Source organism: Cellulomonas biazotea (genome assembly GCF_004306155.1).
Taxonomy (GTDB): domain Bacteria; phylum Actinomycetota; class Actinomycetes; order Actinomycetales; family Cellulomonadaceae; genus Cellulomonas; species Cellulomonas biazotea.
On the sequence record NZ_BIMR01000336.1, the window covers coordinates 1 to 880 of the forward strand.

Consider the following 880-nt stretch of genomic DNA (forward strand, 5'->3'; position numbering starts at 1 on the left):
CCCCCGACCTCGCGCCGCCGGGTGCCGTCGACCTCGGGGACCTGCCCCACGTGCCGCGACCCGACGCGGGGGCCGTCGCGGCCGCGTGGGACGCCCGCCGACCCGGGCTCGCCGCACCCCTGGGGCGGGGGCCGGGCCGCGCACCGGTGACGCTCGACCTCGTCGCGGACGGTCCGCACGCCCTGGTGGCCGGCACGACCGGCGCCGGCAAGTCCGAGCTGCTCAGCACCCTCGTGCTCGCGCTCGCGACCGCGCACCCGCCCGAGCGCCTCGCCGTGCTCCTCGTCGACTTCAAAGGCGGCACGGGGCTCGGGGCCGTCGCGGGTCTCCCCCACGTGCTCGAGCACGTCACGGACCTCGACACCGCCCGCACCCACCGCGTCCTCACCGGGCTGCGCGCCGAGGTGCGGCGCCGCGAACGGATCCTCGCGGAACGCGGCGTCACCGACCTCACCGATCTCACGGATGTCGCCGACCGCCGCACCGGCGAACCGACGCCCCCGCCACGGCTGCTCGTGGTCGTCGACGAGCTGCGGGCCCTCGCCGACGACGTCCCCGACGCCGTCGCGACGCTCGCCCGCCTCGCCGCGCAGGGCCGCTCGCTCGGCATCCACCTCGTCCTCGCGACCCAGCGGCCCGCGGGGGTCGTGAGCGCCGACCTGCGGGCGAACGTCGGCCTGCGCATCGCGCTGCGCGTCACCGACGAGGCCGACTCGCGCGACGTCGTCGAGGCGGTCGACGCCGCCCGGATCGACGCCCGGCTGCCCGGGCGCGCGCTCGTGCGCCGCGGCTCCCGACCGCTCGAGCTCGTCCAGGTGGCGCGTGCCCGTCCGGGGGTGGGGACGCCCCCGGCGCGGCTCGCCCGAGCACCGCGCCGGCC

General features: G+C 79.4%; 1 protein-coding gene. It reads left to right on the top strand.

From position 1 onward, the window contains the following. A partial coding sequence (locus CBZ_RS18055; protein ID WP_281274904.1) for an FtsK/SpoIIIE domain-containing protein occupies positions 1–880 on the top strand: 880 nt, incomplete at both ends.